The 25,779-nt window shown below is 61.0% G+C and carries 19 protein-coding genes and 2 pseudogenes; 17 read left to right on the top strand and 4 right to left on the bottom strand.

What is annotated here, in order from left to right:
• Positions 1–306 precede the first annotated feature (306 nt).
• From BN1241_RS02015 to BN1241_RS13165, 6 genes and pseudogenes are all read left to right on the top strand, one after another.
• Positions 307–1,374 (top strand): iron-siderophore ABC transporter substrate-binding protein, encoded by a 1,068-nt coding sequence (locus tag BN1241_RS02015; RefSeq protein ID WP_054952058.1) that lies wholly within the window; start codon positions 307–309, stop codon positions 1,372–1,374.
• Positions 1,375–1,402: 28 nt separating this feature from the next.
• A pseudogene (locus tag BN1241_RS02020) lies at positions 1,403–2,431 on the top strand (FecCD family ABC transporter permease).
• Positions 2,428–3,621, top strand: a complete 1,194-nt coding sequence (locus BN1241_RS02025) for a FecCD family ABC transporter permease (protein ID WP_147599208.1) — start codon at positions 2,428–2,430, stop codon at positions 3,619–3,621. Before BN1241_RS02020 ends, BN1241_RS02025 begins: the two are co-directional and overlap by 4 nt.
• Positions 3,618–4,421: an ABC transporter ATP-binding protein gene (locus BN1241_RS02030; protein WP_054952059.1), complete on the top strand. Its 804-nt coding sequence runs from the start codon at positions 3,618–3,620 to the stop codon at positions 4,419–4,421. The genes BN1241_RS02025 and BN1241_RS02030 overlap by 4 nt, the downstream gene beginning before the upstream one ends.
• A gap of 5 nt (positions 4,422–4,426) precedes the next feature.
• Positions 4,427–4,804: pseudogene (locus BN1241_RS13160) on the top strand (siderophore-interacting protein); the annotation flags it as partial.
• Positions 4,805–4,867: 63 nt separating this feature from the next.
• Positions 4,868–5,344: a siderophore-interacting protein gene (locus BN1241_RS13165; protein WP_261795462.1), complete on the top strand. Its 477-nt coding sequence runs from the start codon at positions 4,868–4,870 to the stop codon at positions 5,342–5,344.
• Between the two features lie 110 nt (positions 5,345–5,454).
• Here BN1241_RS13165 and proC read toward each other — a convergent pair whose 3' ends face one another.
• Entirely contained in the window at positions 5,455–6,276 is an 822-nt protein-coding gene (gene proC, locus BN1241_RS02040; RefSeq protein WP_054952060.1) for a pyrroline-5-carboxylate reductase, read from the bottom strand.
• Positions 6,277–6,316: 40 nt separating this feature from the next.
• Here proC and BN1241_RS02045 point away from each other — a divergent pair, with 40 nt between their 5' ends.
• The 3 genes from BN1241_RS02045 to BN1241_RS02055 all read left to right on the top strand — a co-directional run bounded on the left by BN1241_RS02045 (position 6,317) and on the right by BN1241_RS02055 (position 9,303).
• Positions 6,317–7,057 (top strand): SDR family NAD(P)-dependent oxidoreductase, encoded by a 741-nt coding sequence (locus BN1241_RS02045; protein WP_054952061.1) that lies wholly within the window; start codon positions 6,317–6,319, stop codon positions 7,055–7,057.
• A gap of 227 nt (positions 7,058–7,284) precedes the next feature.
• The gene (locus BN1241_RS02050; protein ID WP_222704379.1) at positions 7,285–7,824 is read left to right on the top strand and encodes a flavin reductase family protein; all 540 of its coding nucleotides are present in this window, start codon (positions 7,285–7,287) and stop codon (positions 7,822–7,824) included.
• Positions 7,825–7,836: 12 nt separating this feature from the next.
• Positions 7,837–9,303 (top strand): 4-hydroxyphenylacetate 3-hydroxylase family protein, encoded by a 1,467-nt coding sequence (locus BN1241_RS02055; protein WP_054952062.1) that lies wholly within the window; start codon positions 7,837–7,839, stop codon positions 9,301–9,303.
• A 503-nt stretch (positions 9,304–9,806) separates the two neighbouring features.
• On the opposite strand, the gene BN1241_RS02065 is transcribed toward BN1241_RS02055, so the two are convergent.
• The 3 genes from BN1241_RS02065 to BN1241_RS02075 all read right to left on the bottom strand — a co-directional run bounded on the left by BN1241_RS02065 (position 9,807) and on the right by BN1241_RS02075 (position 13,387).
• Positions 9,807–10,907, bottom strand: coding sequence for a glycosyltransferase (locus tag BN1241_RS02065; protein ID WP_147599210.1), 1,101 nt, complete (start codon positions 10,905–10,907; stop codon positions 9,807–9,809).
• Between the two features lie 215 nt (positions 10,908–11,122).
• A complete protein-coding gene (locus BN1241_RS02070) occupies positions 11,123–12,055 on the bottom strand; it encodes a cation diffusion facilitator family transporter (protein ID WP_230198241.1) in 933 nt (310 codons plus the stop codon).
• Between the two features lie 153 nt (positions 12,056–12,208).
• Positions 12,209–13,387 (bottom strand): hypothetical protein, encoded by a 1,179-nt coding sequence (locus tag BN1241_RS02075; RefSeq protein WP_054952065.1) that lies wholly within the window; start codon positions 13,385–13,387, stop codon positions 12,209–12,211.
• Positions 13,388–13,697: 310 nt separating this feature from the next.
• Here BN1241_RS02075 and ileS point away from each other — a divergent pair, with 310 nt between their 5' ends.
• The 8 genes from ileS to smc all read left to right on the top strand — a co-directional run bounded on the left by ileS (position 13,698) and on the right by smc (position 25,761).
• Positions 13,698–16,901, top strand: coding sequence for an isoleucine--tRNA ligase (ileS, locus tag BN1241_RS02080; protein ID WP_054952066.1), 3,204 nt, complete (start codon positions 13,698–13,700; stop codon positions 16,899–16,901).
• Positions 16,898–18,463, top strand: coding sequence for a bifunctional folylpolyglutamate synthase/dihydrofolate synthase (locus BN1241_RS02085; protein ID WP_230198242.1), 1,566 nt, complete (start codon positions 16,898–16,900; stop codon positions 18,461–18,463). The genes ileS and BN1241_RS02085 overlap by 4 nt, the downstream gene beginning before the upstream one ends.
• Positions 18,463–18,888 carry a DUF4233 domain-containing protein gene (locus tag BN1241_RS02090; RefSeq protein ID WP_054952067.1) on the top strand — a complete coding sequence of 142 codons (426 nt, stop codon included), beginning with the start codon at positions 18,463–18,465 and terminating at the stop codon, positions 18,886–18,888. The genes BN1241_RS02085 and BN1241_RS02090 overlap by 1 nt, the downstream gene beginning before the upstream one ends.
• A gap of 112 nt (positions 18,889–19,000) precedes the next feature.
• On the top strand, positions 19,001–19,426 hold the full coding sequence (gene ndk / locus BN1241_RS02095) for a nucleoside-diphosphate kinase (protein ID WP_054952068.1): 426 nt from the start codon (positions 19,001–19,003) through the stop codon (positions 19,424–19,426).
• A 229-nt stretch (positions 19,427–19,655) separates the two neighbouring features.
• A complete protein-coding gene (gene dhaK / locus BN1241_RS02100) occupies positions 19,656–20,657 on the top strand; it encodes a dihydroxyacetone kinase subunit DhaK (RefSeq protein WP_054952069.1) in 1,002 nt (333 codons plus the stop codon).
• Between the two features lie 2 nt (positions 20,658–20,659).
• A complete protein-coding gene (gene dhaL / locus BN1241_RS02105) occupies positions 20,660–21,289 on the top strand; it encodes a dihydroxyacetone kinase subunit DhaL (protein ID WP_054952070.1) in 630 nt (209 codons plus the stop codon).
• The gene (gene dhaM, locus BN1241_RS02110) at positions 21,286–21,975 is read left to right on the top strand and encodes a dihydroxyacetone kinase phosphoryl donor subunit DhaM (protein WP_054952071.1); all 690 of its coding nucleotides are present in this window, start codon (positions 21,286–21,288) and stop codon (positions 21,973–21,975) included. Before dhaL ends, dhaM begins: the two co-directional genes overlap by 4 nt.
• Before the next feature lie 240 nt (positions 21,976–22,215).
• Positions 22,216–25,761, top strand: a complete 3,546-nt coding sequence (gene smc, locus BN1241_RS02115; RefSeq protein WP_054952072.1) for a chromosome segregation protein SMC — start codon at positions 22,216–22,218, stop codon at positions 25,759–25,761.
• Positions 25,762–25,779 lie beyond the last annotated feature (18 nt).

The following is a 25,779-nucleotide window of genomic DNA, read 5'->3' on the forward strand; positions in this document are numbered from 1 at the left end:
CAAAATGCTTAATCAAATGACTCGTTCGGGAGAAAGTGTTGTGTTCTCCCGCGCCCCGAAGGTGGGCGAGGCGCACTTGAAAGTGGCCGATACCAGCAATTTAACGAATAATGTCATGAATTTGGAGGAAAAGCAAGACAGAACGGCCACAATAGTGGATGAATTCCAGACTAATTTCTAGGAATTAGGTCCTTTGGGTGTTGCTTAATTCTGTGTAACGTTAGGCAAGCCTAACCTAAAGGAAGGGCTCGGTCGGGTGGGCTCATGTGTGCACCTGCCGACATTACGCTGAATACTGGAGTATCAATGACAGCACGTCGTATTGGGGCCGGCCTCGCGGTTGCCGCACTGTCAATTGGCTTGAGCGCCTGCAGCTCGGATGATGATAACGAGGCGACACCGTCGGGGGAGGAACAATCCACCTCGAGCGCAAGCGAGGGTTCTGAATCTTCGAACGATGCCTTCCCCGTGACCATCGACCACGCCTTTGGTGAGACCGTGATCGAAGAGGAACCCGAACGGGTTGCCACGATTGCGTGGAACAACCACGAAGTTCCCCTCGCGCTCGGTGCCGTGCCCGTGGGTATGGAAAAGGTGACCTGGGGCGATGATGACAACAACGGCATGCTCCCCTGGGTTGAAGAGGCCTTGGCGGAACTTGGTGGAGAAGAACCGGTCCTGTTCGATGCGACCGACTCGATTCCCTTCGACAGCATCGCAGCCACCGAGCCCGACGTTATTCTCGCGGCCTACTCGGGATTGACGGAAGAGGACTACGAGATGCTGAGCCAGATCGCGCCAACCGTTGCCTACCCCGATCTTGCCTGGGGCACGAGACTTGAGGACACGATCCTGCTCAACGCCACAGCACTCGGCAAGGTTGACGAAGCCAACGCACTCATTGATGAGCTCCACGCGACCATCGAAGAAGCCCTGAACGAGCACGAATCGCTCGAGGGAACCAAGCCCGTCTTTGCCTTTATCGACAACTCCGACATGTCGAAGATTGGCGTCTACACGGAGCTGGATCCGCGCCAGGGCTTCCTCCTCGACAACGGATTCGGAACCGCCAAGATCCTTGAAGAACAGGCCGATGCGGAGACTTTCTACGTTGAGGTCTCTGCCGAAAACCCCGAAGCCTTCGACGATGTCGACATCCTCATCACGTATGGCTCGGATGATGATGCGGAGAACCAGGCGAGCCTGGAGGCCTGGCAGGCCGATCCGCTCCTGTCCCGCATCCCCGCCATCGCTAACGGCAACGTCGTCTTCCTCGGCAACGGCCCGATTGCTGCCGCAGCGAACTCATCCCCGCTGTCAGTTGCCTGGGGTATCGATGAGTACTTCGGTCTCCTCGAGGATGCCCTGAACTAGATCACCGCCAGCAACCCTCATTTCCTTCATGACAACTCTTGACGAGGCTCCCACCGGTGCGAAGCGCCGGTGGGGCCACCCAACGGTCCTCGCCCTCATCGTCGCTCTTCTCATCGTCGCCTGCCTTGCGTCGATCATGTTCGGGGTGCGCAGCATCGGGATTTCTGATGCTGTGGACGCTTTGCTGGGGAAGACTGACACGACGGAACAGGCGGCCGCCTACGCCCGGATCCCGCGCACCGTTCTCGGAATCGTCATTGGTGCAAGCTTGGCAATGTCCGGGGTGGCCATGCAGGCGGTAACACGCAACCCGCTTGCCGATCCTGGTATCTTCGGGATCCTTGCTGGAGCCTCACTTGCCGTCGTTACAGGAATGACCTTCTTCGGTGTGACGAACCCTGTCACGATCATGGTCCTCGCGGTCGTGGGGTCGGCATGCTCGGCAGTTTTTGTCTATGTTGTGGGGTCTTTGGGGCGCGGCGGGGCCACCCCTCTCAAGCTAGCGCTCGCGGGTGCCGCAACATCCGCTGCACTCACTGCCCTCGTCTCGGCCGTGCTCCTACCACGCATCGATGTCATGGATTCTTTCCGGCACTGGCAGATCGGTGGGATCAGCGGAGCGAACTGGGAACGCACGGGACTGGCTGCCCCCTTCCTCATCGCCGGCGCACTCATCTGTCTCTTGTGTGCCAGGGGCATGAACGCTCTGGCGCTGGGTGATGAATTGGCGACGGGACTGGGAGAGAACGTGTTGCGCACCCGGATCGTCTCCTCCCTCGGTGCGGTTATTCTTTGAGGGGTAGCAACCGCGCTCGCTGGCCCCATCGGTTTTGTTGGACTCATTGTTCCCCACCTGTGCCGCCTCATTGTCGGCACTGACCACCGCTGGCTCCTACCCATTTCCGCCCTGGCAGGTGCCGCGCTCCTCCTCATTGCCGACACGGTGGGCCGCGTTCTTGTCGATGGTAGTGAGATTGCCGTTGGCATCATCATGCCGTTCATCGGCGCCCCAATCTTCATCTGGATCGTGCGCAGGCAGAGGGTGCGTGAACTATGAGAGTCAAGAATCTGCGTCGCGACAGTATCGAGAAGCAGGAAGCGACTTTCTCTGAGGATGTACGGAATACGAGCAACGGTTCGTCCGTGCTGACTTCGCCTCAGTCACAGCCTGATGACACCTCAACGAATACGCCTTCCGATTCGGGTAACGCGAGTGATTCAGGGGACTTGACTGACACCTTGCGGAAGGCTCGTCGCTCACGCATTCGCCGCCGCAGCCTGGTCACCGTCGTGCTCGTCTTTCTGGTTGCTGGCATATATCTGGTGAACCTCATGTGGGGCGAGGTTGTCTACTCCCCGGCGGATGTGTCGGCAGTGATCCGTGGGGAGGACGTGCAGGGCGCTAGCTACAGCGTGGGCGTCTTGAGGCTCCCGAGAGCGACGATGGGCCTGCTCGCCGGCATCGCCTTCGGTGCCGCTGGCGTGACGTTCCAGACGATGCTGCGCAATCAGCTCGCATCCCCGGACATTATCGGCATCTCCTCCGGTGCTTCCGCGGCCGGCGTGATCGGGATTGTGATCTTTGGGATGGGGCAGACCCAGGTCTCGATTGTTGCCCTCATTGCTTCTCTCACAGTTGCGCTCCTTATCTACCTGCTTTCCTACCGCGGTGGTTTTGCTGGGACGAGGCTCATTCTCATCGGCATTGGCTTTGCCGCACTCCTGCAATCGGTTGTCACCTATGCGCTCTCGCAGGCGAGCTCGTGGGATTTGCCCACGGCAACGAGATGGCTGACCGGGTCGCTCAACGGGGCCACCTGGGAGCGAACGGGACCGCTTGCTGCCACCGCACTTGCCCTGCTCCCGATCATGCTTCTGTTCGGCCGCAACCTCAACGTTCTTCGCCTTGGCGATGAGACTGCGCGTGGCTTGGGAGTGAGGGTGAACCTGACACGGGTGGTCATGATCGTGTGCGCCGTCATCCTCATCGCCGTCGCCACCTCCGCCTGCGGTCCGATTGCCTTTGTTGCTTTTGTTTCGGGCCCGATTGCCGCCCGCATAGTCGGCCCCGGCGGTTCCCTCACCATCCCGGCCGCCCTCGTAGGTGCCCTTGTCGTGCTCGTGAGCGATCTTGTCAGCCAGTACTTCCTCGGAGTCCGCTATCCCGTGGGTGTTCTGACCGGTGCACTCGGTGCCCCATTTCTCATCTATCTACTTGCTCGCTCCAACCGGGGAGGAAACATATGAGCCTCGCACACACTCTGGAGGCGAAAGATATTTCGCTTGCCTATGGGGACAGGACAGTCATTGAGGGGATGGGGCTGACCATCCCGCAGGGGAAGATCACCTCGATCATCGGACCCAATGGGTGCGGCAAGTCCACGCTCCTGCGTGCCCTCTCGCGGCTCATGAAACCCGCCGCGGGAGAGGTACTCCTTGACGGCACTCCACTGACGTCACGCCATTCGAAGGAGCTCGCCCGGATCCTCGGCCTTCTCCCACAGTCTCCCGTGGCGCCCGAGGGAATAGTCGTGACCGACCTCGTGGGTCGTGGCCGCCACCCCCACCAGAACATGCTCGGCAGGTGGTCGGCACGCGACTACGAGGTCGTGGCGAACGCTCTGCGGTCCACGAAGACGGAGGACTTGGCGGAGCGGCCGGTCGATGAACTGTCGGGCGGTCAACGCCAGCGCGTCTGGATCGCGATGGCACTCGCCCAAGAAACCGACATCCTCATGCTCGACGAACCCACCACGTATCTCGATCTGGCCAATCAGCTCGAGATCCTCGACCTGCTCACCGATCTCAACCGTGCAGAGGGAACGACGATCGTCATGGTCCTGCACGACATTAATCTCGCTGCCAGGTACTCCGACTATCTGGTGGGGATGAAGGGCGGGGCCATCGCCTGCCACGGCACCCCCGATGAGGTTGTCACGCCCGACAACATGCTTGACGTGTTCGGCATCCGCTGCCAGGTACATCCCGATCCCGTTTCCCGCAGCCCTCTTGTTATGCCCATTGGCCGCCACCACTTCGAAAGGTAGGACTCATGGCAACCTATGTTCCCGTTCGCGCCATCGTCGACCAAGTCTTGGACCTGTCCGACAACTTTCGTCGCATTGTTTTCACCGGCCCCGAATTGTCCATTGTGGGACAGTACGAGTGCTTCGATCAGCGCATCAAACTCATTTTCCCAACAGGTAACACCCTGCCCGTCATCGCAGACGGGGATAACTGGTATCGGGACTAGCTCACCATCCCCGAAGGGGAGCGCGGGATCATGCGGACGTATTCGATGCGGCACATAGCTAGGACGGACGGTCAAACCCGCATCTCCGTCGACTTCGTGCTCCACGAGGCTGACGGTGTTAGTGGGCCCGCAGCCAACTGGGCCAAGGGTGCCACTCCAGGTGATGAGATCGTCCTCATCGCACCGAAGAACGGTGCCGCCTCCGGCGGCATCGAATTCAACCACGGCGATGCCGAACGCATCGTCCTCCTCGGTGACGAGACCGCCGCCCCCGCCATCGCCCGCATCCTTGAGGACCTTGCTGGACAGAATTCTGACACTCCCTGCACCGCCTATATCGAGGTGCCGACGGGGGATGATCAGCTCTTGATTGAGGGAGCTCCGCACCACGGCATCACGTGGCTGCCACGCGAGGGCGCACTGCGTGGTTCCATGCTCGCCCCGGCACTCGGCTGGGACGTGTCGGATGAGGCGCGGATTTCCGTTGCGAGCCCCGAGAACGCTGACGATGATCTCGTGTGGGAAACTCCCGCCTACTCGGGATCGGGGGAGCAGGTGAGTACCCAGGCCCCGACCGCCGGCACCTACTACTGGATTGCTGGCGAGAGCGGTGTCGTCAAGCAACTGCGACGCTTCCTCGTCAACGAGATCGGTGTTGATCGGAGCCAGGTTGCGTTCATGGGCTACTGGCGCGAAGGCGTAGCCATGAAGGGCTAGAAGAAGCATCCCGGACATACCAATCCGGGTGAAGCATTCCTTTCTTCCTTTTTCTTCCTTAATTTTCGGTCGATGCCGTCAAATGGTCAGACAAGCCGGTTGACGTGGTGTTACTTGCCTTCCTGAATCGCGTGGTCGCGATCGATGGCGGCGCGTACTCCGCGCACCACGGCAGGGCTGAATCCCGCATCCTCCATCGCAATCAATCCCGCGATCGTGGTTCCACCGGGCGAGCTCACGGTGTCACGCAGATTGTTGGGAGTGAGACCTTCCCCGGCTTTCGCGAGCACCATCTGAGCCGAACCAAGAACGGCTTGAGCCGCAATACGGACAGCCTGGGCCTTGGGAAGGCCCCCGGCAACACCGCCGCGGGCGAGAGCCTCAATGTATTCGAACGTCCATGCCGGACTGCAGCCAGCAAGGGCCGAGAAGACAGAGAAGTCCTTTTCGGCGATGTGGGCGACCTCCCCAACGGAATCGAACATGGCGAACACGGTGTCGAGCTGCGTTTCATCCACGTACTCGTTACCGCAAATCCCGCTCATGCCGGCCCCAATCGTGGAGTTCACGTTGGGCATGACGCGAACGATCGGTTGCCCTTCCGGTACCAGGGCCCCGAGCGTCTCAAGGGAGGTGCCCGCAGCGATAGAAACGACAAGTATTGACGTGTCCTCGAGTGACTCCCGGAGCGGGTTCATGACGGAGGCAATCATGTTGGGCTTGACCGCGATGACGAGGGTTCCGTCGGGACCAATCATGTCCACCAGTTCCTCGTTCGAGTTCGCGAAATCCACGCCCTCCGATTGGGCGAGTTTCTCGGCGTTGCGGGGGTCGCGAGCCGACACGAAGATCTCCGCGGGATCGTATCCCGTGCTGACAAGCCCCGAGACAATTGCTCGTGCCATGTTCCCAGATCCAAGAAAGCCAATCATGTTGCTAGCTTAACGGAGGACTTATGGGCAAACTGAACACATGAGCAAAAAAGTACTTGTTACAGGAGCATCGACAGGCATCGGAGCAGCGACGGTCCGCAGGGCACGCAGTGCTGGCTGGGAAGTGCTGGCCACGGCCCGGCGTGAAGAACGGCTAGTCGCTCTCTCGGAAGAAACCGGATGTGAGTGGGTCACTGCCGACCTCACGAAAGACGAGGATGTTGAAAGGCTTGCGCAGCGAGCCCGTGAATTCGGCATCGACGCACTCGTCAATAACGCGGGCGGCGCACGTGGCGTTGACCGGGTTGAAGACGGCAAGATCGAGGACTGGCAGGCCATGTACGACATGAATGTCCTCGGTACCCTCCGAATCACCCAGGCAGTCCTGCCGATCTTCCGTGAACGAGGCAAGGGTTCCTTCGTGTTCCTCACCTCGACCGCAGCCCACGACACGTACCCGGGTGGTGGCGGGTACACGGCAGCGAAGCATGCCGAGCGTATGCTTCCCAACACGATGAGGCTCGAACTCGTGGGCGAACCCATCCGGATCATCGAGATCGGCCCCGGCATGGTCAAGACCGAAGAGTTCTCCCTCAATCGCCTCGGCTCCGAGGAAGCGGCAGAGAATGTGTATGCCGGAGTGGACGAGCCCCTGGTCGGTGACGATATTGCCGAAGCGATCATGTGGACCCTCGAACTGCCCGATCACGTCAACATTGACTCGATGCTGATCCGTCCCGTCGCGCAGGCATCCAACACCGTCGTCGCCCGCAACAAGTAACAGCACAGAAACTGCAACGACGACGCACGTGACGAAGTAAGCCCTTTGAGATACGGCTTTCGCTTCGTAGCTGATCGATCGGTGGTGCTCCCGGATAACTTTTCCGGGAGCACCATTGCTTTGTCCAATATCGATTGCGTATCGATTGGGGGTGATGATCGTTCGCCGTTAGCGGGCAGGTCTTGCATGAAACGGTCGCGACTGACAGTGTCATGAGGGAGGATTTTATGGACAACTTTATTGCGCAGCTGACGGAACGAAGCGAGCCGATGCCGCTTCCGGAACCAACCGAACTGCAAAAGCTGCGAACCGCATTCTCGCGTTTCCCCACCGGTGTTTGCGTCGTTACCTTCGACGTCGATGGGGTGCGCCGCGGCATCACCGTTAACTCCTACACGTCCGTCTCATTTGAACCGGCGCTCCTGCTCGTCTCGATTCAGCGCCGCTCCTCCTCGCACGATCTGCTTCTCGACCGGCCCTTTGCGGTCAACATCCTGGGGTCCTCACAGGAGGATGTGGCGAAGCACTTTGCTGGTCGCCCGAATGAATCCCCACGGTGGCTTGAGGGCGACATCGCACCGCGACTGGCGGGCTCGCTTGCCTGGTTCGAATGCTTCCCGTGGGCCACCTACGACGGTGGCGACCACACCCTGGTCCTGGGTGAAATCCAGTCCTTTGGATCCCGGCGTGGCGACCCGCTCGGCTTCAACGGATCCAGATTCACCGAGATTTCAGAGACCGTGCTCGGTCGCGAACACCTCATCTAAGAAAGGGGACCAGTGACTGCACGCGACGGCGCCTCCTACGTGGAGAGCCTCAGAGCCATGAACCCGACCGTCTACCTCGACGGCAAGGTCGACTCCGTTGTTGACCACCCAGCATTCGCCGGGATCATTTCCTCCTATGCGGATCTGTATGACATGCAGGTGGGGGAGGACAAGGACCTTGTTACCTTCGACAACAACGGGACCCGCACACCCACCTCCTTCCTCGTCCCACAATCCGCAGATGATCTGGTGAAGCGCAGGATCGCGGCACAAACCTGGGCCGAATACTCGGCAGGCATGCTCGGACGCAGCGGCGACTATGTGAACGCAGGCCTGACGGCGCTCGCGGAAGCCTCCACCTGGTTCGAGGAAGCGGATCCCCAGTTTGGGAAAAACATTCGCGCTTACGTCAAGTGGGTTCGTGACAACGACCTGCTGCTGACCGCGACGGTGGGCTCCCCACAAACAAACCGGGCAGTCTCAGCCGCCGAGCAGGGCGGCGGGGATACGGCTCTGAAGATCGTTGCTCAAAACGATGATGGGATTGTTGTCTCGGGTGCTCGCATGGTGGCGACGAATGCCCCAATCACCCACGAAATCCTTGTCATGCCCCAAACGGTCCTTCGCGGTGGTGTGGATGACATGCCGTACTCTTTTGCCTTCGCGGTACCCTCCGATGTTGAAGGCCTCAAGCTACTCGGTAGGCGCATCCACCACCGGAGCGATAACGAGAAGGAAGAGCCCCTCGCCTCCCGTTTCGAAGAGATCGACACCGTCTGCATCTTCGATCATGTGCTCGTTCCCTGGGACAGGATTTTCCTGCTTGGCCACCCCGCCAAATCAAATTCGATGTTCACCGCCACTGGTGCCACTGCCCTCATGGCACACCAGTCCGTCACCCGCACCACGGTCAAAACAGAGTTCTATGCGGGACTGCTGATTGAGATGGCGAAGGCAATCGGGATTGACTCCTACGGGCACATCCAGGATGACATCGCTCAGGTACTCGGTGCCGTCCAATTTGGAAAGTCGGCACTGCGCGCTTCCGAAGCTGACGGATTCATCAACGAGTTCGGCTTCTACCAGCCCAACATGGCGCCGCTGACCGCAATCCGTAACTGGTATCCCCGCTTCTTCCCTCAGCTTGGTCACATGGTCAAGAAGTTCGGGGCCTCCGGGCTCACCGCGCTTCCGTACGATGGGGATGCGATGGGAGAAATGTCAGGTGATATCGACCGCTACCTGCAGGGACGCACTCTTGACGGGCACGACAGGGTCAACCTGTTCAACCTGGGGTTTGATGCGGCAGTCTCGTCCTTCGCCGGCCGACAAGGACTCTACGAATACTATTTCCACGGAGATCCGCTCCGCATGTCAGCCGCTTACGTTCAAGCCGCCGACACCAGCCACCCCCAGAAACTAGTGCAGGACCTCCTCGCTCACGCCCGCAACCATGAAGGTTCAGAACAAAGCCAATAGGAACCGCGGAGCTGAGTTCGATTTGATCGGCTTCTGAAATACCTACCGATGGATTTTCCTGCCGGGAGGCTGTTCAGACTGCGTGGCCAGGATGACGCTCAGCCGCCGTCGCGCATATGCCGTTCAGGCTGCATCAACAGGAAGTTCGCAACCCGCGGGTAGGACACTGCCGCGGCGTAGGTGGGAGCGCCAGGCCGCCTCGCGGTAGGAGTCAACGACGGACATGGTGGCCGCCCGCCACGACCTGCCCCTGGCCGATGCGAGGGTGCCGGCGGTGAGTGCCGCTGCCAGGTCGGGGCGGGGGGGGGGGGGGGTGAAACGGATAGCAAAAACTGCGGGGGCAGCAGGGGCGGAGGGGGAAGCGGTTTCCCCAACCTTGGCGGTGTCTGGGGCACCGCCCCGCGTCGCGGCCCACCACCGGGGGGCCCCAGGTCGGGGGGGGGGGGGGGGGGCGGGGTGGGAGTGGGCCCCATAACCGCCCCTCCCCCTGTCTTTTACCCCCATTAGGTGTTGAAAAAGAGGCGGGACTGGGGGGCCGCCCGCCACGACCTGCCCCTGGCCGATGCGAGGGTGCCGGCGGTGAGTGCCGCTGCCAGGTCGGGGCGGGTGAGGATCTGGTTGACACGATCAGCAAAGACTGCGGTGTCAGCAGGGTCGACGAGGAAGCCGTTCTCGCCATCCTTGATGATGTCTGGGATCCCGCCCGCGTTCGCGCCCACGACCGGGGTGCCCGAAGCCATTGCCTCGAAAGCGACGTTGCCAAGCGTGTCGGTCAGGGAAGGGAAGACAAATACGTCGGAGGAAGCAAATGCTGAGGCGAGCTCCTCACCGTGGAGGTAGCCGGTGAAGACGGTATTCGTGCCGGTGAATGCCTTCTTTAGTTCGTTCTCGTAGGGTCCCGATCCCACGAGTGCGAGACGGACGCCTGGCAGGCGGTCCATGAGGGGGCGGAGTGAGAGCAGGTTCTTTTCGGCCGAGAGCCTGCCGACGCAGAGCATGAGAGGGGCTTCGGGGTGACCGCCAGTCAGACGCTCCCTCATCTCACCCGAGTATTTGGTGGGCTGATACTTCTCGGTATCGACGGCCTTGGGCCACAGCCCGACGCGTTGGATGCCGAGGGCGCGTGCCTCCTCGACCATGGGCTGGGAGGGGCACAGGTTCACGTCGGCTCGGTTGTGGAGCTGGCGGATCCACGCCTGCGAGGGCTTTCTCAACACTGGCAGGCCAAAGTCCTGCGTGTACTGGGGAAGGGCCGTGTGATAGGAGGCGAGCAGGGGGAGCCGGCGGGTGCGTGCATGAACAATGCCCCAGGCTGCTGCCGCGACGGGATTGACGGCGTGGATGATGTCGGGCCGGAACTTGTTGAGCGAAGCACTCATGCCAAACGTTGGCATGCCCACTCGGACTTCGGGATACCAGGGCTTGAACGGTGCGGATGGGAGCCGGAAAACGGGGATCCCGCCATAGGTGTCGGGGCCGGGGCCGGGGGCAATCACGCACACGTCGTGGCCCAAATTAGTGAGCTCGGTGACCGTGTTCGTGAGCCGGGTGACGATGCCGTCGACTTTGGGGGCGAACACTTCGGTAAACATTGCAATGCGCACAATTCCAAGCTACGGAGCCGAGGTTGCGCCTAGCCCAAGGTTCAAGGTGAGTCCGGTGGCTATCAGGTTAAGAGACGGTAACTTCATTAGGCTGAACTTGGCAACAGATGTGAGATGAAAGTGCCGGAGGTCTTTGCATCCTGGGGTGAGTGCGAACTCGATCCAGGAGTTGCTGTGTTACAGAACTCTTGGGGAACTGGTGTTCGGGGATCTTTTTAGCTGTGGGTGTGGAACTCGTGATGTGAGTGAGAGGCTGGCTCAAGCTGGAATGTCGTGTGCTCAATGCTCACGGGGAAATGCTCCTTCACGCATGCCTGCAGGGAATCGAGGATCTGGGGCGCGTGATTGTCGTGGAAGCACGAATCATCAAGAATGACGTGGGCTGACAGGGTGGGGAAGCCGGTGGAGATCTCGGAGGCGTGCAGATCGTGTACAGAAAGCACGTGGGGGAGCCCGAGGATGTGCTCGCGCACCTCGTCCAAATCCAACCCCTTCGGGGTCGATTCGAGAAGGATGGAGCCGGATTCGCGAAGAATAATGAGGGCACGGGGGAGGATGAGGATGGCGATGAGCATGCCCGCAATCGCATCCGCCTGCACCCATCCCGTTGTCTGGACGACAATCGCGGAAATAATGACGGCTACGGAACCGAGAGCGTCGTTGATGACCTCGAGGAACGCCGCCCTCATGTTCAAATTCGAGCCGCGGCCGCCTGAGAGGGCGGCGAGGGAAATGAGGTTGCCGGCAAGGCCGATGATGCCGAAAATGAGCAGTCCCGTGCCCTCGATCTCAACCGGATTAGCGATGCGCCGGATGCCCTCAATGATCACAAAAACACCGACCGCGAAGAGGATGAGTGCCTGGAATCCGGCTGCGATCACTTCTGCCCGCCTCATGCCCCAGGTGCGCTGATTGTCGGCTGGGCGGAGGGTGAGCTGGGTGGCGATGAGTGCCATGAACAGTCCTGCCGTGTCGGTCAGCATGTGCCCGGCATCCGTCAACAGCGCGAGTGACCCGGTCCAGAATGCGCCAATGATCTCCGCAATGAGAATGGTTGCCGTGATGCCGAATGCAATGAGGAGCCGATTGCGGTTCGTGGACGCAGTGGCGTGGGAATGATCGTGACTCAAGTTCTTAACCTCCACCACGATCTTAGCGTATGTGCGAACTTAAAAAATATGCCCCACCTCACGATGGGAAAATGTTGCGAGCAAACCGATTCGTATCGGTTTCGTGCAACTATTCTCTGATGGTTGAGAACGGTGATGCGAACCAGTAGGTGAGATCTTCTGGTTGGGAGGTCAGGCTGGGATTTCCCGTTGCCACTGGCCGGTTGCCAGGTAGGGCCGATAGCCGAGCTGGTCGTTGATGGCGATCATCCAATCGTTTTCGCCGGCATTCCAGGTTTGGGCCGCCGTGCATTCGGGGAAGTGGCGCTCCAGCAACCTGAGGTTTTCGATTTTGACGAGGATGCCGAGGCGATGCCCGCGGTGCTCCTTGAGAACGAGGGTATCTTCCTGCATGGCCACCACCATGCCCGGGTACACGTCATACCGGGTGTAGCCAACCAGTTCCCCCGACTCCTCGTGGAGGGCCGCAGTGACGAGCTGGGTGATACCCGACTTCTCGAGGTTGGTTTCGCTCTTCCGGATCCGTTCGACATCGATGTTCGCCTCGAGATTGATGAGACCGGCGGTGGGAATGTCGGTGAGGAAGGCGTTGATGAGGGTGGCGTAGCTCTCGACGAGGTTTTCCGGCGTTTTCCCCATCCAGGACACGAGCCGATATCCCGCGGACCTCTGGTAGGCCTCGCGAGCAATCTCCACCAGTTCCGAATCCGGAACGGGCAGTTGCAGCCTCACGCACTGCTCCGAGTGATTGAGAACAAAGCCCTGCTTGGTGAGGAAGTCGGTGATGTGGGTGGGGGAGAGGGTGATGGTGGAGGTTTCGGCCTTGAGTTCCCCGCCGAGCGGATTGTCGGACCAGGCGCTCACCTTCGTTCTGCCCTCGGTTGTCAGGACTTTCTGAGCCGCCTCCCACAGGGGAAGGAGCGCCGCGACGTTGTCGGACGTGGCATTGAAGTCGACGTAGGCGCTGTCGAGGTTTTCTTTCATCGGAATATCGATCGAACAAGATCCGATGACGCGGTTGTTCCAGGCCTGTTCCGGAGTGAGGGAAACGAAGGCGAGACTGTCCCAGCTTTCCCACAGGGCCACACCATCGGCCGATCCAGCAACAAGCGGGAACCCGTATTCGGACGTGACGGACGTCGTGAGCTCGCCCTCGATGGCGAGCAGGTGGACGAAGGCGTAGGCGGCACTCGGCTGGGAATTCGTGGCCGCGAACTGTTCGGCCGTGGTGACGGTGAGGGAGTCGCCGGTGATTTCCTCAACGGTGGCGCGAATGCATTCTTCTCGGCGCCTGGCTGCCTCCGAGGGGACGGGGGAGGCGGGCTTCGATATTTGTACGATCGTGATCACCGTAACAGTGTGCCACAACGGGTGGGCACTTCCCCGGCGGGAAGCCGATTGGTGACGGGTTTCGATGGTGCAGAGTACCTGGTCTTGGGAGGGGCGATGCGTGTAAGCTACTGAGTGCTATGACCCGGCCCGCGAGGGATATCACCGGCGAGCATCCGGAAGAACGGCGCACGCCTACTAGAACCGGACGGTTGGACCCGACATCGTCTCCTCAATGAAGTGGCCGCACAGCGGCAAGCGGGGTGGTACCGCGGGTGAATCCAAACCGGTTCGCTCGTCCCGGCTCACGACGAGTAGGAGATGGCTGTCCATGACTAAGTCCGTACGTTACCCACTGCACCGCGACGGTGAGGTCGTAGCGTCCCCGAATTTCCCCCAGCTGGAAGAAACGATTCTTGACTACTGGAAGCAGGACGGCACCTTCCAGGCTTCTATCGATCAGCGGGATGCGGGTGAGAACGGCTCCAACGAGTTCGTGTTCTACGACGGCCCCCCGTTCGCAAACGGACTGCCCCACTACGGCCACCTCCTGACCGGTTACGTCAAGGACGTTGTTGGTCGCTTCCAAACCCAGATCGGACGCAGGGTCGAGCGCCGCTTCGGATGGGACACGCACGGACTGCCCGCAGAACTGGAAGCGCAGCGTCTCCTCGGTATTGAGACCAAGGAAGAGATCCTGGAGATGGGCATCGACAAGTTCAATGCCGAATGCCGGGCCTCCGTCCTTCGCTACACGAACGAGTGGGAAGACTACGTCACCCGCCAGGCCCGCTGGGTCGACTTCGAAAACGACTACAAGACCCTCGACACTCCCTTCATGGAGTCCGTCATCTGGGCATTCAAGACCCTGTATGACAAGGGACTGGCATACGAGGGCTACCGAGTACTTCCATACTGCTGGAACGACGAAACCCCGCTCTCCAACCACGAGTTGAAGATGGACGACGACGTCTACCAGGACCGCCAAGACCAGACCGTGACCGTCGGCGTGCGTCTCGAAACCGGCGAACTTGCCCTCATCTGGACCACCACCCCCTGGACCCTGCCCTCGAACCTCGCAATCGCTGCGGGCCCCGACATCGACTACGTCGTGGTCCGCCCGGTCGAGGGCGACCTCGCCGGCCAAAAGGTTGTCCTTGCTGATGCGCTCCTTGCCTCCCACGCGAAGGAACTCGGCGAAGAGCCCGAAGTCGTTGAGCGCTTCAAGGGTAGGGACCTGCTTGGCCGCCGCTACACCCCGATCTTCAACTACTTCGCAGACGGCAGCGAGAGCGGCCCCGGCCCGAATGCGTTCCAGATCCTCAACGCCGACTTCGTCACCGTTGAGGACGGCACCGGCCTCGTCCACCTGGCACCCGCCTTCGGTGAAGACGATATGAACGTGTGTAACGATGCCGGTATTAAGCCCGTCGTTCCCGTCAACGACCGCGGCGAATTCACCTCGGTCGTGCCGGACTATGAGGGCATGCAGGTGTTTGACGCCAACATGCCGATCATCCGGGACCTCCGTGACGGCACGGGACCGCTGGACGGACGTGGCGAGGATCGTCCCGTGCTCGTGCGCCACGCCTCCTACGTGCACTCGTATCCGCACTGCTGGCGCTGCCGCAAGCCCCTCATTTACAAGGCCGTCACGAGCTGGTTCATCCGTGTCACCGCGTTCCGTGACCGCATGGTCGAACTCAACCAGGACATTACCTGGGTTCCCGAGCACATCAAGGACGGGATCTTCGGCAACTGGCTCGCAGGGGCCCGCGACTGGTCCATCTCCCGCAACCGCTACTGGGGCAGCCCCATCCCCGTCTGGGTCTCGGACGACCCGACCTACCCCCGTACCGACGTGTACGGCTCACTCGCCGAGCTCGAGGCGGACTTTGGTAGGCTGCCGGTCGGTCCCCATGGGGAACCGAACCTGCACCGCCCCTACATTGATGACCTGACCCGCCCGAACCCGGATGACCCGACCGGCAAGTCCGTCATGCGACGCATCCCCGACATCCTCGATGTTTGGTTCGACTCCGGCTCCATGCCGTTCGCTCAGGTCCACTACCCGTTCGAAAACCAGGACTGGTTCGAAAACCACTACCCGGGCGACTTCATCGTCGAATACATCGGTCAGACCCGCGGCTGGTTCTACACCCTCCACGTGCTCGCCACCGCACTGTTCGACAAGCCCGCCTTCCGCACCTCCGTCAGCCATGGCATCGTCCTCGGCAACGACGGTCAGAAGATGAGCAAGTCGCTGAGGAACTACCCGGACGTGTACGAAATGTTCGACGAGGTCGGATCGGATGCGATGCGGTGGTTCCTCATGGCATCCCCGATCGTGCGCGGCGGCAACCTCATCGTCACCGAAGAGGGACTGCGGTCCACCGTCCGCCAGGTGCTCCTCCCGCTGTGGAACACGTACTACTTCTTCTCCCTCTACGCCGGCACCTGCAACCAGGGCGCCGGATACGAGGCGAAGATCGTGACCGACACGGCCGGCATGGATGTCATGGACCGGTACCTGCTGGCCTCCACGAAGGCGCTCGCGGACTCGGTCCGTGAGGACCTGCAGAACTTCGAGATTGCGTCCGCAACCGAACGGATCCGGCTCTTCCTTGATCTGCTCACCAACTGGTACGTGCGCACCTCCCGCGATCGTTTCTGGAACGAAGACACGGGCGCATTCGACACCCTCTACACGAGCCTCGAAACGCTTTCCAAGGTCATTGCACCGCTCGCACCGCTAGTCTCGGAAGAGATTTGGCGGGGACTTACGGGTGGTCGCTCGGTGCACCTGACCGACTGGCCGGAACTCCCGGACAGCTTTGCCGATGATGAGCTCGTGGAGGTCATGAACGAGGTTCGTCATGTCGTGTCCGCAGCCCACTCACTGCGCAAGGTCGAGAAGATCCGCGTGCGCCAGCCGCTCCGCAGCCTCGAATGCGTGACCGACCTCGACCTCGCACCCTTCACCGACCTCATTGCCTCCGAGGTCAACGTAAAGACCGCTCGCATCACCAAGGCCGCGGATTCCGGTCTCGAAGTGACCGAATCCCTCGCGGTTCAGCCCCGCGAACTCCCCGGCGATCTCCGCAAGCTCACCTCCGCACTGTTCAAGGCAGCAAAGTCTGGTGCCTGGCATCGGGATGGCGAGAACGTCGTCATGGAACTGGACGAACCCGTCACGCTCGCGCCCGGACAGTTCACCCTCACCACGGCAGTCAACGCTGCCGAGGGTGATGTGGCCACGGTCCTCGACTCCGGCTCCTTCGTTGTGCTCGACACCGAACTTGATGCGGAACTGGAGGCGGAAGGCTACGCCCGTGACCTCGTGCGTTCCATCCAGGACACCCGCAAGGCATCCGGCTTGCACGTGGCGGACAGGATCAAGCTGACCCTGACCGTCCCGTCCGAGAACCTCCCAGCCGTTGAGGCTAACCTTGACCTCATCAAGGCCGAGACCCTTGCCGTTGAAACAGAGATCACGGAAGGCGAGCTCGCCATCGTGACGGAGAAGATTGCTTGAGCAACGACAAGTTACCCACCACCCCCGATCCTGAAGACCGGGAAGAACTGAGCCTGACCGACATGCGAGCCATCGAGGCCGAGGAGCAGGCCGAGAAGGAGTACGCGGAAGCGGTCGAACAGATCGCCGCCTCCGGAATCCTTGGCGACTCCGAGCTCATTGCCGAAGTGGTGAACGAACCGGATCCGATCGTGGAACTGGCGGAGGAGAGCGGGATGGAGGAGAGGATGGCGCAGATTGCTGCCGACATCAACTCCCGAGCCCCAGAACACGATGTTCAGCCCTCCACGGCGCGCGTCGTTCACTGCCTCGACATCCTCGGCAACCCGCAGGACTCCTACCGGTCGATCCACATCACCGGAACCAACGGGAAAACCTCCACGTCCCGCATGATCGCCGCCCTCCTGGAAGAAAAGGGCATGAGGGTGGGACGTTACAGTTCCCCCCACATGCACACCATGAGGGAGCGCATCACGATCGATGGGCAAACCATCTCCCGAGCGGGATGGATTGACACGTGGGAACAGATCCAGCCCGCGGTCGAGATGGTCGACATGGCCTCGGTCGCCCAGGGCGGCCCCCGCATGTCCACCTTCGAGATCTACACGGTCATGGCCTACGCCGCCTTCGCGGACGCCCCCGTCGATGTTGCGGTCATCGAGGTGGGCATGGGCGGACTGTGGGATGCCACCAACGTCATCGACGCTGACGTTGCCGTAATCACCACGGTGGACGTGGACCATGCTCGCTACCTCGGAAACACGAGGGAAGAAGTGGCGACCGAAAAGGTCGGGATCATCAAGGATGGCGCCACCGTCATTTCCGCCATTCAGCACCCCGAAGTGCTCCCGATCCTGGCCGAGGCGGTCTCGCGCCACCGCGCTCACCTCGAACTTGAGGCACGCGACCTGCACCTGCTCGACCGCACACCCGGCGTGGGCGGGCAGATGATCTCTGTCCAAACCCCCGCCGCCACCTACCACGAGATCCCTTTCAATCTCCTTGGTCGCCACCAGGCCAGGAACGCAACCCTGGCGATTGGTGCCGTGGAGGCGTTCTTTGGGGGAGGTGCACTGGATGCGACCGTGCTCGAACACGCCCTCATGTCCGTCCAGTCCCCGGGCCGCCTCGAAGTGGTCCGCAACTCGCCCACCGTGGTGGCCGATGGTGGACACAACCCGGCAGGGGTCGAAGCTACTGTTGCTGCCATGAAGGAGACCTTTCACGGCCCCATCGTGGCAGTATTCGCTGCCATGGCGGACAAGGAGGTGGAGCAGATGCTGGGCGTTCTGGAACCCGTTCTCGATGCCATCGTCGTCACCCACCTCGACAATCCTCGCGCACTCCCGATCGAGGACCTGCGTGAAATCGCCGAAGATGTCTTCGGTGAGGAACGAGTGCGAGAAGAATACGATCTGCTCGAGGCCGTGGATGCGGCAGCAACGCTTGCCGAGCAGGTGAACCGGGAGGAGATGACCGCTCCCGCGGTCCTCACCATCGGTTCCATCGAGCTCGCGAGCCGGGTCCGCGAACTCTTCGGTCGAGCAGCGAGGAGCATCTAGTGGCACGATCAAATCCGCAGACCGCCCCCATCCCCAAAGGCTCCGCCCTTGCTCAGTTCACGCTGACGATGCTGATCCTCGAGGTCCTCGTCGTGCTGTTTGCTGGCGTGGCCGCCTTTGGGCTCAAGGTGGCAGGTGCCGGGGTGATCTGGACTGCGACCGGCATCGGCATGCTCATCTGCATCATTGCCGGCTACCTCATGCGGAAGAACCCTCAGGTCGGCCTCATCGCCGGCTCCATCGCCCAAGCCGTTGTCCTCGCCACGGAGATCTGGCTTCCTGAAGGACTGGTCGTTGGCATCACCTTCCTCATCCTGTGGGTCGCCGCCATCTACTGGGGGGCGAAGCTCGATCGGGAGCGTGCCGAACGCAGGTTTGAACAGGCCGAATGGGAACGCAACAACCTCGAAGCCGGAGAGGTATAAACAGTCATCCGGCGCGAGGCTTTCCGAACGAAGCAAAGAGCACGAAAGCCCCATCTCACCAATGTGTGAGGTAGGGCTTTCGGTCCAAGGAAGAGGCTGCGTGCCCGTTAGAATGTTGTCCATGGAACAAACACTCCTCCTTGTGAAGCCCGATGGTGTGCGCCGGAATCTCGTTGGCGAGGTACTGTCTCGAATTGAACGCAAAGGTTACGTGATCGCGAACCTCAAGATGGTGAACGTATCGACAGACCTCCTGGGCGAGCACTATGCAGAACACCGTGACAAGCCATTCTTCGCCTCACTCGTGCGGTACATGAGCACGGGTTCTGTGGTTGCCGCCGTCATCGAAGGCGAGCGCGTGATTGAAGGAGTCCGTTCTCTGTCCGGGTCAACCGAACCCACTCTTGCTGTTCCTGGCACGATCCGAGGCGACCTTGGTCGCGACTGGGGAAGCGGACAGATCGAGAACATCGTTCATTCCTCAGATTCGCCCGAATCCGCAGAGCGCGAGATCGCCCTCTGGTTCCCTGCCGATTAGAAGCTGGTCCACCCTCAATCACCCATCCAGATTCTGCTTCTTACCACCCCTGAGAAGCCGAACTCAAATTGCCCGCCGCACCCCGCAGCGGGCAATCCTTGCGCCGCCGCGTCACAGGTGTGCAAAGGCCAACAAGAGTTACGAGAAAGAGTGGCGCAGTGGTCGCTGAAGCCCGCTCTCCAGCGTATAGTGTGTGGTGGAACACCATGATCTGGCCGAAGGAGTCCCAGTGAAAAAGCTCATCAATGATCCACACAATGTCGTTATCGAATCAGTCCGCGGATTTGCTGGGGCCCACCCCGAGCACGTCCTCTTCCAAGAAGAACCCATGGTGGTTTCGCGCGCCGAAGTGAAGGACGAAGGCAAGGTCGGCCTCGTTTCGGGTGGTGGCTCCGGCCACGAACCCCTGCACGCAGGCTTTGTCGGCTACGGAATGCTGGATGCTGCCGTTCCCGGTGCTGTCTTTACCTCGCCTACCCCGGACCCGATTCTCGATGCTACGAAGATCGCTGACCGCGGTGCCGGGGTTCTCCACATCGTCAAGAACTACACCGGTGACGTCCTCAACTTCGAAACGGCAGCCGAACTTGCTGACGCCGAGGACATCAAGGTTGCCTCGGTCATCGTCAACGACGACGTAGCGGTCGAAGACTCCCTCTACACCGCAGGCCGTCGTGGCGTAGCAGGCACGATGCTCGTGGAGAAGATTGCCGGAGCGGCTGCCGAGCGCGGTGATGATCTTGAGGGCGTGACCGAGGTTGCTCAGCGCGTTATCGACAACGTGCGTTCCATGGGTGTTGCGCTCAGCGCCTGTACGGTACCTCACGCTGGTAAGCCCTCCTTCGAACTCGCAGAAAACGAAGTCGAGATCGGTATCGGCATTCACGGTGAGCCGGGCCGCCACCGGATCCCGATGGCAACGGCCGACGAGATCACCGACCAGCTTCTTGACCCGGTCGTCAAGGACCTGGGTCTTGCAGGTGGCGAGAAGGCTATCGTTCTCGTGAACGGCATGGGAGGCACCCCGCTGTCCGAGCTGTACATCATGTACGCACGCGTCGCGAAGCGGCTCGGTGAGCTGAATGTAGAAATTTCCCGCAGCCTCGTTGGCTCGTACATCACGAGCTTGGAGATGCAGGGAGCGTCTGTCACCCTGCTCAAGGCTGATGACGAAATGATTGAACTGTTCGACGCCCCCGTGAACACGGTGGCATACCGAAAGGGAATGTAAGCATGACACTTGGTAAAGATTGGGCAATCGCCTGGATCGAAGGCTGCGTGAAGACGGTCTCCGAGCACCGCGAAGAACTCATTGAGCTCGACCGCGCTATTGGGGACGGCGACCACGGAGAAAACCTTGATCGCGGCTTCACCGCAGTGAAATCCAAGCTGTCCAGTGCCGACGTGTCCAACTCCGGTGATGTCCTCAAGCTGGTCGCCACCACCCTCATGTCCACCGTCGGTGGCGCCTCCGGCCCGCTCCTTGGTACCGCATTCCTTCGCGCCGCCAAGGAAGTGACAGCAGAGAATCTTGGCCCGCGCGATCTTGTGGCGATGCTGGAAGCTGGCCTCGCCGGCATCCAGGCCCGAGGCAAGGCCGACGAGGGTGAGAAGACGATGGTGGATGCATGGGCTCCGGCCGTTCGTGCCGCCGAGAAGGCAGCAAAGGATGGTCTCGCACCCGAGGCAGTGCTCCGTGCAGCCGCTGATGCTGCGCAGGCAGGTGCGGTTGCCACCGGTCCGCTCAAGGCCACCAAGGGGCGTGCCTCCTACCTGGGTGAGCGCTCTATCGGTCACCGCGACCCGGGTGCGACCTCGAGCGCTTACCTTCTGGAAGAGGCGGCGAAGGCGGCAGAGAAGTGAGCATCTCCGTCGGTCTCGTACTTGTCTCTCACTCCGAGCTCATCGCTCGGGGACTGGGGGAGCTCGCGGGACAGATGGCAGCGGATGTCACGATCGTGCCCGCGGGCGGGCTTGATGATGGTGGGATCGGAACCTCGTACGAGAAGATCGAGTCCGCCATCCAGTCCCTCCGCTCTCAGGGCCTTGCTGCACTGGTGCTGACCGACCTTGGTTCGGCCACCATGACCGTGGAAGCTGTGCTTGAAACATTGGAGGACAAGGAAGTTGTCTTTGCGGACGCTCCCTTCCTCGAAGGTGCGATAGCGGCAGCGGTCTCCGCTCAGCAGGGTTCTGACCTGTGGGAGGCGGCCAGTGCCGCTCTTGGCTCCGCTTCGATCTACATCGACAAGCTCGACACGACCCCGGCTCCCGAATCGGGATCCGAGGACTCGAATGGATTCTTCAAGAGGGAAGCCGTCGTGGCCGACGAGGCGGGCCTCCATGCTCGCCCCGCCGCCCAAGTCGCCGCCATGGCAGGCGAATACGAAGGTGAGATCTTCATTAACGATGCGGAGGCGGACTCGATCATGTCGATCATGGCCCTCGGCATTAAGCAGGGGGAGACCGTCATTGTTTCCACCAAGGATCCCAAGTGCTGGGCAGGTGTCGACAAGATCGCTGACGCGATCACGGCAGGCCTCGACTAGAGGCAGCCGCGCGAACAGCGCAGAATAACCGCAACCAGTAGCTACGACAGAGCAAAATGAACCGTGTGGGGCGAGGAAACTCGCCCCACACCCATGTCTGCAGCCGCTGCACTAGCTAACCATGTCCGTGGAGGGTTATACCCGTCAAGGTGGTGAAAGAGGTGCGAGAAGGTGGCGTGAGAAGAGGGCTCTGCGGATGACCTGCACTGATTCGGGGGGAGAGTGCCCTAAACTAGCTTCGTGCATCTCAAACAGCTGACGCTCCGCGGTTTCAAGTCCTTTGCGACCGCGACAACGCTGACCTTCGAACCCGGTATCAACTGCGTTGTTGGTCCCAACGGTTCTGGTAAGTCCAACGTTGTTGATGCGCTCTCGTGGGTCATGGGTGAGCAGGGCGCGAAAACCCTGCGTGGCGGGTCCATGGCCGATGTCATCTTTGCCGGCACTGCTGACAGGCCGGCACTGGGCCGCGCCGAAGTGTCCCTCACGATCGATAACTCCGACGGTGCGCTCCCCATTTCCTACACGGAAGTGACGATCTCCCGTACCCTTTTCCGGTCCGGCGGATCCGAATACGCGATCAACGGTTCCCCCGTCAGGCTCCTTGATATTCAGGAGCTCCTGTCCGATACAGGCATGGGGAAGGAAATGCATGTCATCGTTGGGCAGGGCAGGCTCGACTCCGTCCTCCAAGCCACCCCCGAAGAACGACGCTCCTTCATTGAAGAAGCCGCCGGGGTCCTCAAGCACCGCCGCAGGAAAGAGAAAGCCCTGCGGAAAATGGAGTCGATGGAGACAAACCTCAACAGGCTTGCCGACCTCACGACCGAGCTGCGCAGGCAGCTTGGTCCCCTTGCACGGCAAGCGCAGGCCGCGCGCAATGCCCAGGTCATCCAAGCCGAACTTAGGGACGCTCAAGCCCGCCTCCTCGCAGACGACATTGCCCAGGTTCAGGCCCGCCTCAGCGCCGCTGAGGAAGATGAAGGGCGGATGCGTGCGCGGCGCGAAGAACTCGCAAGCAAGCGCAGTGAAGTGCGTGAAGAAGTTGCCCACCTTGAAGAAGAACGAGCCAAAGCAAACCCGATTATCGCCGACCTGACTGAATCGTGGCAGCGGCTCTCCACCCAGGCCGAACGCTTCTCCTCCCTCGTGAACCTTGCAGGGGAGCGCGCCCGCTCACTCTCGTCCCACCAGGAAACCCAGCGCAAGGAATCCCCCGAAGAGATCCGGTCGAGGGCCGCAACGGTCCGTGCCGAAGAAACAGAGCTCAAGCACAGGGCTGAAGAAACGGAACGCACCCTAACCGCCGCGATCACGAAGCGCGAGACGGCCGAGAACGAAGAAAAGGAACTCGATCGAGAGATCTCGTCCCTGTCCCGCACCATCGCCGACCGCAGGGAAGACGCGGCACGCCTCAGCGGCAGGATCGTGACCGCCACCAGCCGAGTCCAGTCACTGACGGAAGAGCGGGAACGAGTCGAGTCTGCACGGGATGCTGCAAAGATCCGTGAAGAGGACGCACGCACCAAGGTTGCCTCCGCAGAAGAGTCCATCGTCGCCCACGATGGTGGGAACGATGACCTGTCGAAGGAACACGAAAAGCTGTCCGAGCAGGTCGCAAGCGCAAAGGAAGGCCTGACAGCCGCCCGGAACGAACAGTCGGAAGCACGCGGGCGCCGAGACATCTCCAACACTCGAGCAGAAACCCTTGCGCTCTCACTCGAGCCCGAAGACGGCTCCACCCAAGTACTGGAAAACGTCCACGGAATCACCGGATGGCTCCGCACCCACCTCGAGGTGACCGACGGTTGGGAAGCCGCAGCCGAAGCGGCACTTGGAGACCTCGCAGAGGCACTGACTGCCGCTGATGTCGACTCCGCAATCTCAGCACTCCGCTACGTCCGAGAAGGCGAAGGCGGGCGGGTAGTCCTGGCCGTCGAAGGCAGGGAAACACAGGCTGATCGAGAGCTTCAGGAACAAGCTAAGCGAGCTCTCGAACAGGTAGGCGTCAGCACCGATGATGCGATACTTGCCACCGAAGCCGTTGGTGGCTGGAATGGGCTGGACGAGGTTCTAGCCGGAACAATTCTCGCGACAGACCTGACCTTGGCCGGTCGCCTGGTCACTGCTGGGGCACCACGCGTCGTCACTCGCGAAGGTGATGCGGTTGGTCCTGGAAGCGCTCGCGGTGGCTCGGTATCCGAAGCCTCGATTCTCGCCCGCCAGGCCGCAGCCCGCACCGCACGCAGCGAAGCCGACCAGGCGGCCCTCGACCTGGAAAAGGCCAATGCCGCTGTGGAGAAGGCCCAGGCTACTCTTGACGATATTGAAGGCAGGTACGCGGCGACGAGCTCCGAATTGCACACCCGCGATGCTCAGCTGGCGGCAGCCACCGCCCAACTCGGCGTGCTGCGCCAGTCACTGAGTGCGGCACGGGCCGAGGTGGAGCGTAATACGCAAAGGCTCGAACGCATCGGTGTTGAGCTTGCCCAGCGCCAAGAAGAACTCGCCGGCCTCGAGTCGGATCGAGAAGCCCAGGACGTTGCTCCAGAAGACCTGGAATCAAAGCTTGCCGCCGCGCAGGCACGCAAGACCACCCTGCACGAGACAACAGTGGCTGCCCGCTCGGAAGAAACCGAGGCGAGGCTCGCACTTCGGATCGCCCAAGAACGCTCCACGGTCATTGCCGGCAAGGCAGACTCCCTCGAACGACACGCTCGTACCGAAGAGGCACGCCTCGTGGAAGAGCAACGCAGAAAGGCTCGGAGGGCCCACCACGCGACCATTGCCCGGCAGGTCGCAACCTTGGCCTCCGAGACTCTGACCCGGGTTGAGGCGGCCCGTGATACGGCTGCGCGCTTGCGTAAAGAAGCGGAGCTAGGTCGATCGGATCGGGATGTTGCTCTCGCTCAAGCCCGGCAGCGCCTTGAAGAGGTGCAAGAAAAGCTCGCCGAGGTGGATGATGCGACAAACCGCAGAGACATCGCGAAGGCCGAGCAGCGGATCCTGCTCGAACAGCTCTCCGACAAGGCACGTGTCGAACTGGCCATGGGGGCCGAAGAACTCGTCAACGAGTTTGGTCCGCTTGTGCAGGTGCCGGGCGAGGATGGTCCCACACCCTACGTTCGTGACGAACAGCAGAAACGCTTTGAACAGTCACAGCGAAAGCTTGCACGCCTGGGCAAAATCAATCCGCTCGCGCTTGAGGAGCACGCTGCTCTCGAAGAGCGTCACACCTACCTGTCGAACCAGCTCGATGATCTGAGGAAGTCTAAGGCTGATCTCGTTCAGATCGTCAACGATATTGATGAGAAGGTTCAGTCAGTCCTCAGCACAGCCTACGAGGACGTTCAGAATGCCTTCGTCCAGGTTTTCGATACCCTCTTCCCGGGAGGGGAGGGACGGCTCGTGCTCACGGGCGATGATCCGCTCACCGCGGGCATCGAGATCGAGGCCAGGCCCCCAGGCAAGCGAGTCAAGCGGCTCTCGCTCCTGTCGGGTGGTGAGCGGTCTCTGACGGCGCTCGCGTTCCTCGTCGCCATCTTCAAGGCACGGCCCTCGCCGTTCTACGTTCTTGACGAGGTTGAAGCGGCTCTTGATGATGTGAACCTGGGGCGGATGCTCAACATGTTTCGAGACCTTCAGGACTCCTCCCAGCTCATCGTCATCACCCACCAAAAGCGGACCATGGAAATCGCGGACACGATCTACGGGGTTGCCATGAGGGAAAAGGGCGTCTCGACGGTGATCTCACAGAGGTTGAAGGAGCTCAGCCCAAGCACGTAACGGTTGAGTTATGTCTGA

The sequence above is a fragment of the Flaviflexus massiliensis genome, from assembly GCF_001375495.1.
Classification (GTDB): domain Bacteria; phylum Actinomycetota; class Actinomycetes; order Actinomycetales; family Actinomycetaceae; genus Flaviflexus; species Flaviflexus massiliensis.